This is a genomic window from Streptomyces sp. NH27 (genome assembly GCF_056859195.1).
The window spans coordinates 1-9919 of record NZ_JACEGK010000293.1; the positions used below are offsets into that span (position 1 = coordinate 1).

Genomic DNA, 9919 nt, shown 5'->3' on the forward strand with positions numbered 1-9919 from the left:
GCTCTACCCGTACCAGCGGTTGCAGGAGGAGGGCTACACGGTGGAGATCGCCGCGCCGGCCCGTAAGACGCTTCAATTCGTGGTGCACGACTTCGTGGACGGCTTCGACACGTACACCGAGAAGCCCGGCTACACATGGCCCGCGGACCTCGGCTTCGACGAGGTCGACCCGGCCGGGTATGCCGCGCTGGTGATTCCCGGGGGTCGGGCGCCGGAATACCTGCGCAATGATCCGCGGCTGCGTCGGATCGTGGCCCACTTCTTCGAGGAGGGCAAGCCGGTCGCGCAGATCTGCCACGGCCCGCTGATCCCGGCTGCCACGGGGTCGCTCACCGGCCGTCGTACGGCGGCGTATCCGGCGCTGGAGCCGGACATCGTGGCGGCCGGCGCGCAGTACGAGGACGGTGACGGCGTGGTCGACGGCCGGCTGGTCTCCGCGCGGGCCTGGCCCGACCATCCGGTGTGGATGCGGGAGTTCGTGGAGGTGCTGCGGAAGGTGGCGCCGGCTACGTAGAGCCGGTCGGCGGGGGCGGCCCCTGCGGGTGGCAGGGGTCGACCCCGTCGTCGATGCGGTTACGCGTGCTCGGCCGCGTAGCTGAGGAACGAGGCCCAGGCGTCGGCGGGGAAGGCGAGGGCAGGGCCCTCGGGGTCCTTGGAGTCACGGACGTGGACAGTGTGGGGGCAGGCCGCGACCTCGACGCAGGCGCCGCCCTCGCTGCCGCTGTAGGTGGACTTGCGCCAGTCCAGGGCGACTTCGATGCATTCGCCGCCTTCGCTGCCGCTGTAGCTGCTCTTGAACCAGGTGAGTTCGGAGGTCATAGCTCCCCTGCAATCTGCTCGATCACCTTTGCGGACTCTCCCACACTAAGGGCCTGCGAGCGGATCATCGCATAACGCTGATTGAGCTCACTGACCTCGTCGCGGCCGTGCACGAGGAAGCTGTGCCCCTGCACCTCCAGGTAGGCCAACAGGCGCCGTTCCGGGGTCTCCAGCAGATGCATCGGGCCGTCGTAGCCCGCATGGCCTTCGTAACTCGTGGGGAGCACTTGAATGGCGACGTTGCGCATGGAGCTGACCTTCAGCAGGTGCGCCAGTTGTGCCTTCTGCACCTTCTTCCCACCCGGCAGACGTCGGAGTGCGGACTCCTCGATGAGGAACGCCAACTGTGCTGGTGGAATACGCGTGACGAGTGCTTGCCGCGCGATGCGGGCTTCCACGCGGTACTCGACTTCCTCGGTCTCGAGCATGGGGCTTCGTACGCTCAGCACGGCCCGGGCGTAGTCCTCGGTTTGAAGCAATCCGTTGACCACCAGCGTGTCGTACGTGTACAGGCTGACGGCCAACTTCTCCAGGTCCACATACCCCTCGAACCACGCCGGGTGCTCCGTGCGGTCCAGTTTCTCCGCCGCCTTGGACAGAATCTCGCCCGCGTTGAGGAACGCTGTCGCCTTCTCCACGAACGTGGGCGGTGGCATGCGGTCGCCGAGCTCGACGCGGGTGATCATCGCCCGCGAGTATCCGACGTGGTCGGCGAGTTGCTGGGTGTCCTTTCCCGCCGCCTCGCGGACGGCGCGGACCACCGCGCCGAACACCCGCATGCTGCCGGTGCCTTCGTTTGTCATGAGGTCGCCTCCCCGTGCGCGCGGCGTGCGCCCGTGGCCCGCCGTCGCCCCGACTCCTCCGATACGGAGCCAGGTTCATTGCGGGCAAAAGTAGTCACAACGCATACCGAAACGGTCAGTTCGTCCCAAGGATCACTCGGAACGGTGAATCGGTTGCGCGCGGACCTGCCGACCCCGACCCGCGTGCGCTTGGCGCATTCGGGGGCGCACGCGGGCGACGTCAGTCGGTGGTGCCCGCCTCGGTCGCCTCGGCGTCGACCGGTACCTCGCCGCCAAGAGCTTCTGCGATCGCGGCGAACTCGCTCAGCGCCGCCTGGAGGTCCTCGACGATCTCCTTGGCGATCACCTCGGGCGGCAGCAGGCTGTCGGCGTCGTCGAGCGACGGGTCCTTCATCCACGTGATGTCGAGGTTCACCTTGTCGCGGGTGATCAACTCGTTGTACGTGTACGCCTTGAAGCGCTCGTTCGGCTCGGCCTTCTCCCGCGCGGACCGAGGCTCGCCCGGGGCGTACGCCTGGACGAACTCCTCCAGGTCCGCGCGGCGGAGCGGGTTCTGCTTGAGGGTGAAATGCTTGCCGGTGCGGAAGTCGTAGACCCACACCTTGGTCGTGTTGTGGCCGCCGCCCGCCTTGGGTGGTTTCTTCTCGAAGAACAGGACGTTGGCCTTGACCCCGCCCGCGTAGAAGATGCCGGTCGGCAGCCGCAGGATCGTGTGCAGATCGAACTCGTCCAGGAGGCGGCGCCGGATCTTCTCCCCCGCGCCGCCCTCGAACAGGACGTTGTCGGGCAGGACGACGGCGGCACGGCCGTTCATCTCCAGCGTGGACATGATGTGCTGGAGGAAGTTGAGCTGCTTGTTGGTCGTCGTCGCGCGGAAGTCGTCCCGCTCGTACGAGATGTCCTCGCGGTCGGTCTTCCCGCCGGTGCCCACGACGGTGATGGCCGACTTCTTGCCGAACGGCGGGTTCGCCAGGATGAGGGAGGCGTGCTTTTTGGGCTTGTCCGCGAGGGCGTCCCCGACCGTGATCAGCGAGTCCCCGTCGGCGTCACCGATACCGTGCAGCAGCATGTTCATGGCTGCCAGTCGGGCGGTGCCGGTGACCAGTTCGTTGCCCCAGATCTTGCCCTTGCCGAGACCGAGCCGCTGTTCGCGGGACATCCGCTTGTGGTTCTCACGGATGTAGCTCTGTGCGGCGATCAGGAACCCGCCCGTCCCGCACGCAGGGTCCGTGATGGTGTCCTCCGGGCCTGGCCGCATCACGTCCACCATCGCGTCGATCAGCGCGCGCGGGGTGAAGTACTGGCCGGCCCCGGTCTTGGTGTCCTCGGCGCCCTTCGCCAGCAGGCCCTCGTACGCGTCGCCCTTGAGGTCCGTGCCCTTGATCGTCCAGTCCTCTTTGCCGATCAGATCCACGACCAGCTTTTCGAGGAGCGCGGGCTCGGTGATGCGGTTCTGCGACTTCGCGAAGATCGTGCCGAGTGTGCTGCCGGGGTTCTTGGCGAGCGCGGTCAGCGTGTTGCGGTAGTGGACCTCAAGGGCGATGCCCTTCTTCGTGACGAGCGACTGCCAGTCGTACTCCGCCGGTACGACTGCCCTCGCCTCCGCCTCCGTGAAGGGGTCGCCGGCGATCTCGTCGGCCATCTTCAGGAAGAGCAGGTACGACAGCTGCTCGACGTACTCGATCGTGGAGAGGCCGTTGTCCCGGAGGACGTTGCAGTAGTTCCAGAGCTTCGCGACCAGGCTGTTCGTCTGGGCGGCGGCTTCGGCATTTGCCTGGGCGGCGGCCTGTTCGGGGGGTGCGGCGGTCACCTAGAACTCCAGCTGTACGGCGTCGGTGGGAATGGGGTTCGCCTTCGCGGCGGGCGCCGGGCCGGCGGTGGCCTGCTTCGGCACGGCGGCCCGCCGGGCACGCTTCGGTTTACTGACTTGGGCCTGGGCCGCACGCTCGGCTCGAATGCGGTCGAGGAGCACGGACGCGGGCTCGTCAGCGGGGTCCTGCGGGACGAGGCCGCCGGTGAAGGCTTGCGTGAGCAGAGAACGACGGAGTGCGGCAGCCTTTGAAAGAGCCTGTTTTGACAGTGAGACCGCGTTTTCGAGTAGCGAAAGTTGGCCTTCGATGCGCTCTACGATCGCCTGCTGCTCGGCGAGGGGCGGCACCGGAACGGGGAGCTGCTTGATTCTTGACAGGCTGATCGATGCGAGGTTGACGCTCTGCTTGCCGTTGGCCTCGAACCAATTGGCAGCGTTGTTTGCGTACCACGACAGGAGCTTCGGGTGGATCGAATTTTCGCGGACACGTGCACGGAAGACATGGTTCTGGTGAATGGCCCCGGGGACCTGGTCTTCCCAGATCCAGCCGCGCCCGAGCTTGTCGCGGTCGCCGCCTTCGTTGAGGAGAACGTCCCCGCGTTGCAAAGCGAGTTGCAGTGCCTTCTTCGCGGGCACGCGAATGAGCGAAACTTTAGAAAGCTCCAACCGCCCGCGTTGAACGTTAGCTACGCGTAGGTAGGGAATTTCGGGAAATGCGGGATCCGACTGCTTCTTCTGGTCTTTCGTTACCCCACCGACAACGTCTGCGATGGCTTCCAGTCGCTGCCATGACCAGGTAGGCGGAAGGCTCTTGAGGGCGCCGTCGTTGGTACCTGCTGGATCGGGAAGAGGAGCGGCCGGCGCCCCTTCGGGGAGGGAGTATCCGTGGGTAATAGTCGAAACCTGTTCGGCGAGATGCTGTGATCGCGAGACGGCGGCTCTGATCAGATTCTCGGCGGCGTCGAGGCGGGAGAGGTGGTCCTCCAGGGCCTCGACGATGCGGTGCTGCTCGGCGAGGGGCGGCAGGGGCAACTCGATACGTTCGAGGATTTCCTGGTTGATCTTGTAGATACCCGCAGTCGTCCGGGCGGCCTTTTCGATCTGGCGCCGTACGACCTGTGAGTCCCAGATCTGCCGCAAGAACCCGGCTGTAATAGCGTCTGTGCGCACCCGCACACGGATCATGGTGTCGGGGAAGGCACACGGCTCCGGGCTGTGACGAACTAGGGCGCCTCGGCCGACGAGTCGAAGCGAACCGTTGCCCCGGCTCAAGAGGAAATCGCCTTCGGAGGCCAGGAACGGAGCAGCCTCAGTCGCTGTCCACGCGCCTTCCTTCTTCTCCGAGAAGTCAATTCCGTCCGACTTCAGGGCGGTAAGCCTAAGCACTGGGAAACCGCCGTCCATGGTCTTCACGGACCGGCCGTTGATCAGAGGCTCGCTCAATACGTCCGATAGGCGGGCCCAAACCCACCCCGCGGGAAGTTCCGTATCACTCAAGCCAGTTCCCTGTTCAGCTCATTGACCAACGACCGTGGGTCCCGTTCCGCGAAGGCCGCCGCGAAGCCGCGGCCGGCGCCGCGGGCGCGGAAGGGCTCCGCGTTGAACTCCTGGGGGCTGATGCCCGCGTCGCTGGCGACGACATCGCGGATGGACCGCAGCCACCACAGTTGCTCGTCGGAGAATTTCGCACCGGCCTGTTCCTGCCGGAGGAGCCACCCCTCGAAGCGGGCCTCCACAGTATCCCGATACGGCCGGAGTTCGTCGTCGACGCCCAGCTCGAAGCGGATCATGGCGATCAGATCGGGTACTCCGGCCTCGCCGTCCGCGCGGTGGGCGGCCACGCCCAGGTCCTCGTAGTACGTCCAGAGGGTCTGCGCGGTCCAGGCGTACTGCGGCCGATGGATCTCCAGGGCCAGCTCGGACAGAGCGGCGTACGCCTCGGCGGGGGAGACGGACCGGGGGCTGGTGAGGGCGATGCTGATCGCCGCGATCCGGTCCCGCTCGTCGGTGAGCAGCTTGCGCCACCTGCCGACCTCCTCGCGGGCGCGCTCCTCCCGAGGCACTTCCACGACGTCCGTCAGCTTGACGGCGGTGACTTCGTCGATGAGGTAATCCTTGTCCCGGCGGATCTCGATGATGTGGCGCCGCAGGTCCGGGCTGGCGGTGAGCGGGGCGATCGCGTCCTCGACCAGCCGCCGGGCTGCCGGACGGCCGCCGTCCGCGAGAGCGGCTTCCTGCCGGTCGGGGTCGACCGCCTTGACGATGGCGCCCGCGATCTCGGAGAGAGTGCGCCCGTCCGCGGCCCGGGTGAGGACGTCCCGCTCCTCGTCGGTGAGCTGCTGGTTGAGCCGGGCCAGCCGTCCCGCCAGAATCTCCGCCTCGCTCGCGCTGATCGACTTCGTCCCGGCCTTGTCCAGCAGCTCGGCCAGCGAGACCTGCCGCTCACCGGCCGGTACGAGCGGCTTCGCGTCGACGAGGGGGGAGTCCGTCACGCCGACCGCGTCCACCAGGACGAAACGGTCCTTCCGTACGGGCACCGACACGCCACCGGCGCCCTCCGGCCCCTGCGGGGTGACCTCCTGCAACTCCGTCGGGTCGATGGTCCGCGCCCCGCGCCCCTTCATCTGCTCGAAGAGCATGGCGCTGCGCACCTCCCGGAGGAATATCACGCACTCCAGGGCCTTCACGTCCGTCCCCGTGGCGATCATGTCGACGGTGACGGCGACCCGCAGCTTCGGGGAGTTGCGCAGCGCGCGGATCAGCTCGTCCGGATCCTGGCCCGCCTGCCGCGACTTGTAGGTGATCTTCTTCGCGAAGTCCTCGCCCTTCCCGAAGACCTCTTTGACCTGGGTGAGGACATCCTCGGCGTGGTCCTCGCCGACGGCGAAGATCAGCGTCTTCGGGAGTTCGGCGCGCCCCGGGAACCACCGCTGCCAGTTGTCGCGATACGCGGTGAGCACCGCGCGGATCTCGTCCACGGTCACCACGGACCGGCCGATCTGCCGCGTGGAGTAGGAGAAGTCGTCCGCCAGGGCCTCGTATCGTTGGCGGCGGGTCTTGCGGTCTTTGATCTTGACGGTGTTCCCCGACTCGATGGTCACGGTCCCGGCCGCGCGGATGTCGGTGTGCATGCGCACGATGTCGAAGTCGACGTTCACGCCGTCCGCGACGGCCTGCGGGTAGGTGTACTCGGAGACCAGGTTGCGGCCGAAGAAGCCCAGGGCCTGGGGCGTCGGAGTGGCGGTGAGGCCGACCAGGTGGGCGTCGAAGTACTCGAGCGCTCCCCGCCACAGGCCGTAGATCGAGCGGTGGCACTCGTCGACGACGATCAGGTCGAAGGACTCGATCGGCACGTCCGGGTTGTAGGCGACCTCGATCGGCCGCTCGGTGGCATAGGAGGATTCCGTGTCGAGGCTGTCGGCGAGGTCGTCCGCCGCGTCGTCCTCGACGATGGGTTCACCGCGCAGCAGCGAGTACATCTTCTGGATCGTGCAGATGACGACGGAGGAGGTGTCCTGCAGGCCGGCCGCGCCGAGCCGGTCCACGTTGTAGATGTCGGAGAGCTTGCGGCCGTCGTCCGGGGTGGTGAACTTCCTGAACTCGTCGAACGCCTGCCGGCCGAGGTTGTTGCGGTCGACGAGGAAGAGGATGCGGCGGGCCTTGGCGTACTTCAGCAGGCGGTAGGTCTGGGAGACCGCGACGAACGTCTTGCCGGCGCCGGTCGCCATCTGGATGAGGGCACGGGGGCGGTCGTGCGCCAGCGACTCCTCAAGCCCTGAGATCGCCTCGATCTGGGCCAGGCGGAGGCCGTTGGGCTCAAGTGTCGGCATCCGGCGCAGGGCGGCGCGGAAGGTCGGAGCCGCCGGCGTCTCGTCGGCGCGGCGCATCCAGGCCGCCACCGTCTCCGGCCGGTGGAAGGAGAAGACCTCGCGGGATCGGGCGTCGGGGTCGAGGCGGTTGAGGAAGTACGTCTCGGTGCCGGTGGTGGCGTAGCGGAACGCGAACGGCTCGGCTTCGCGCCACACGGCGAGGCGGTGCTCCTTGCGGACACCGGAGGCGTACCGGTCGTTCTGCTCCACGGCGCTGGAGAGATGGTCGCCTTCGCGCTTGGCCTCGATCACGCCGACGATCCTGCCGCCCACGTACAGGACGTAGTCGGCGCGGCCCGTGGCCAGGGTGAACTCGCGGACGGCGACGCCCTCGCCGGCGAGCGGATTGACGTCCTCGCGGTCCTGGACGTGCCAGCCTGCGGCGGCCAGCATCGCGTCGATGCTCTCGCGTGCCTGAACCTCGTTGAGCGGGGCGGGACGCTGTGCGCGGTGGATGATCGCGTCACGGCGCTGGGGGTCGACCTTGCGCGGCTCCGTGCGGAGGGTCAAGTACGCGGCCTGCTGGGCGGTTCGCAGTTCGGCGACCTGGGCGGTGAGCTGTTCGACCTGGGCCTCCAGTGCGACCCGGTTCGACTCGACGCTCGCGATCAGGCTCTCCGACTCGGCCCGTGCTCTGCGCTCGGCTTCGAGTGCGTCGGTGGAGGCGACAAGCCGGGTACGGGCCTGGGTGAGGGCTTGCCGGTGGCCGTTCAACGCCTCGCGCAGCTCGGCCAGTTCCGCTGGGTCGGTGACGCGCGCGCTGCCGCTGGGCTCGGTCGGCGGTACGAACTCGGCGACGGTCCGGCGGCCGTCGAGGGCGTCGTGGAACCACAGCCCGAGCTTGTAGCAGGTGCGGACGGCCGCGAGCGCGCGCGCCCGGTCGAAGAGATGGCTGTGGGCGGCCTTGTTCCGGTCGCGGCGGAGCTGGTCGAAGTCGTCGCGGATACCGGCGACCAGGACTCCCTCGCGGGTCAGCGCGTTGAGTCGATCGACCTGCCGATCCCCTTCGACCCGGACGCCGATCTTGCTGATCAGTTCCTCGCTGAGGATCTCGCCGAACTGGCCCGCCTGGACGAGGGAGGCGTTGGGGTTGCTGAAGACGGTTGCCTCGGCGAGGGCGCCGTAAAGAGAGAGCAGCGGCTGGTGCTGATACAGCAGGCCGAAGTTGGGCGACGCCTTGGCGAAGTCGCGAAATTGCTGATCCACGCTCGTTCTTCCCCCTGCCTGTGCCCACTGCCTGAGCGGAGCGCTCAGTTTACGCGCGGGGGCGGAGTGGACCGGGAAGTTGCAAGGCAAGGGGGCTCGTGCGTCGCGGCCCGGTGGTACGACGCACCCCCGCAAAGCGTCTTGCTGTACGACCTGCAAGTTCATGCGCCGATAGGCGGGAGTAGGCCGCAGGCGCGGGACACACTTTTCGCATGACACCGCACGCGCTGCACCTCACTGCCGCGATCACTCACGAAGGCGAGTGGTACGTGGCCCGCTGCCTCCAGGTCGAGGTCACCAGCCGGGGTGAGACCATTGAGGAGGCTCTGGTCAATCTTCGTGAGGCCGCTGGAACTCTGTTTCGAGGACGCCCCCGCTCCCGGGGTGACCGGACCTTCACAGGGTGTCTCTGTGGACGGGGCTACGGACGTCGTCACCGCGCCGGTCGAGATCCGTGTCGCATGAGCCCTACTGTCCCTTCGGGCCTGTCCGTGCTGCGACCGCGAAGGTGCTGAGCGAGCGGCCTGCAGCGATGATCGGCCGTATCATGAACAACGACAGCCTGTGACCGACGCCTGCGCGGAGACCCCTATGAGCACGCCTGACGCGGACCATCCCGCCTATATGCCAGTCCGTCCACGCCTGACCGTGGAAGAGCTGCTGGCGGCGAAGGATACCCAGCCAATCCGGTCCCTGGACGACCTCACGGCCGATACTTTCGAGTCGGACGACGAGTTGGAGGCGTTCCTCTCCTTCTTGCACGCCGAGCGTCACCGCGACGTGGCCTGAGAGGTCGTTGCCGTGTTGCAACCTGTCGTGCTGGATACTGATGTCGCCTCCCTTGGGCACAAGGGGAAGCTCACCGGGCCTCTGTCGACCCGGCTCATCGGGCGCAAGCCGCTGATCACCTTCGTCACATACGGGGAACTCACCCAGTGGACCGAAATCCGCGACTGGGGCAGCCGCCGCAGGCAGGAACTGGCCGACTGGCTCTCTGGCATCCCCGTCCTTCCGGGCGATGAGGCCGTGGCCACAACATGGGGCCGTCTGTCTGCCGCAGGCATGAAGGCGGGGTTGCCACGCCCGGTCAACGACATGTGGATCGCCTCCTGCTGCCTGACTTACGACCTTCCGCTCGCCACCTTGAATCTCAAGGACTACCAGTACTTCAAGGACAACCACGGCTTGCGCGTCCTCGGAGCCGAGTGAAACCCAGCCCGCGGATGCGGCGTGGTCAGGGCCCACGGGGCGGGGAAGAGCCGTCCTCGCCGCCGCGGCCCTGTCACGCGCCCTCGCCCAGGACCGCGGTGATCAACTCCCGTTGGGCCGGGGTGAGTCCGGGGTCGGCGCAGCGGATTTCGCGGTCGTCGACCGTGAGGGTGTAGTGGAAGCCGTCGGGGACGGGTGGGGGC

General features: G+C 67.4%; 8 protein-coding genes. 3 read left to right on the forward strand and 5 right to left on the reverse strand.

Annotated elements, in window-relative coordinates; all coding sequences use genetic code 11:
- On the forward strand, window positions 1-514 hold a 514-nt coding region (locus AC13HU_RS22680), incomplete at its 5' end, for a DJ-1/PfpI family protein (RefSeq protein WP_483043770.1).
- A 59-nt stretch (window positions 515-573) separates the two neighbouring features.
- Here the strand turns inward: AC13HU_RS22680 and AC13HU_RS22685 are convergent.
- The 5 genes from AC13HU_RS22685 to AC13HU_RS22705 form a co-directional block, all read right to left on the reverse strand.
- The gene (locus tag AC13HU_RS22685; protein ID WP_483043771.1) at window positions 574-819 is read right to left on the reverse strand and encodes a DUF397 domain-containing protein; all 246 of its coding nucleotides are present in this window, start codon (window positions 817-819) and stop codon (window positions 574-576) included.
- A complete protein-coding gene (locus tag AC13HU_RS22690; RefSeq protein ID WP_483043772.1) occupies window positions 816-1622 on the reverse strand; it encodes a helix-turn-helix domain-containing protein in 807 nt (268 codons plus the stop codon). The genes AC13HU_RS22685 and AC13HU_RS22690 overlap by 4 nt, the downstream gene beginning before the upstream one ends.
- A 220-nt stretch (window positions 1623-1842) precedes the next feature.
- The gene (locus tag AC13HU_RS22695; protein ID WP_483043773.1) at window positions 1843-3432 is read right to left on the reverse strand and encodes a type I restriction-modification system subunit M; all 1590 of its coding nucleotides are present in this window, start codon (window positions 3430-3432) and stop codon (window positions 1843-1845) included.
- Window positions 3433-4836 carry a restriction endonuclease subunit S gene (locus AC13HU_RS22700; RefSeq protein WP_483043777.1) on the reverse strand — a complete coding sequence of 468 codons (1404 nt, stop codon included), beginning with the start codon at window positions 4834-4836 and terminating at the stop codon, window positions 3433-3435. It lies immediately after the preceding gene.
- Window positions 4837-4925: 89 nt separating this feature from the next.
- Window positions 4926-8507: a DEAD/DEAH box helicase family protein gene (locus AC13HU_RS22705; protein ID WP_483043774.1), complete on the reverse strand. Its 3582-nt coding sequence runs from the start codon at window positions 8505-8507 to the stop codon at window positions 4926-4928.
- Between the two features lie 591 nt (window positions 8508-9098).
- Between AC13HU_RS22705 and AC13HU_RS22710 the strand changes: the two genes are divergently transcribed.
- Both AC13HU_RS22710 and AC13HU_RS22715 read left to right on the forward strand, forming a co-directional pair.
- Window positions 9099-9296 (forward strand): hypothetical protein, encoded by a 198-nt coding sequence (locus tag AC13HU_RS22710; protein WP_483043775.1) that lies wholly within the window; start codon window positions 9099-9101, stop codon window positions 9294-9296.
- 12 nt (window positions 9297-9308) lie between these two features.
- Window positions 9309-9716, forward strand: a complete 408-nt coding sequence (locus AC13HU_RS22715; RefSeq protein WP_483043776.1) for a PIN domain-containing protein — start codon at window positions 9309-9311, stop codon at window positions 9714-9716.
- The last annotated feature ends 203 nt before the right edge of the window (window positions 9717-9919 follow it).

Bases quoted from the DNA above. Each gene is read 5' to 3' on its own strand.
- AC13HU_RS22690 (WP_483043772.1), bottom strand. From the start codon at position 1,622: ATGACAAACGAAGGCACCGGCAGCATGCGGGTGTTCGGCGCGGTGGTC.
- AC13HU_RS22685 (WP_483043771.1), bottom strand. From the start codon at position 819: ATGACCTCCGAACTCACCTGGTTCAAGAGCAGCTACAGCGGCAGCGAA.
- AC13HU_RS22700 (WP_483043777.1), bottom strand. From the start codon at position 4,836: ATGGACGGCGGTTTCCCAGTGCTTAGGCTTACCGCCCTGAAGTCGGAC.
- AC13HU_RS22710 (WP_483043775.1), top strand. From the start codon at position 9,099: ATGAGCACGCCTGACGCGGACCATCCCGCCTATATGCCAGTCCGTCCA.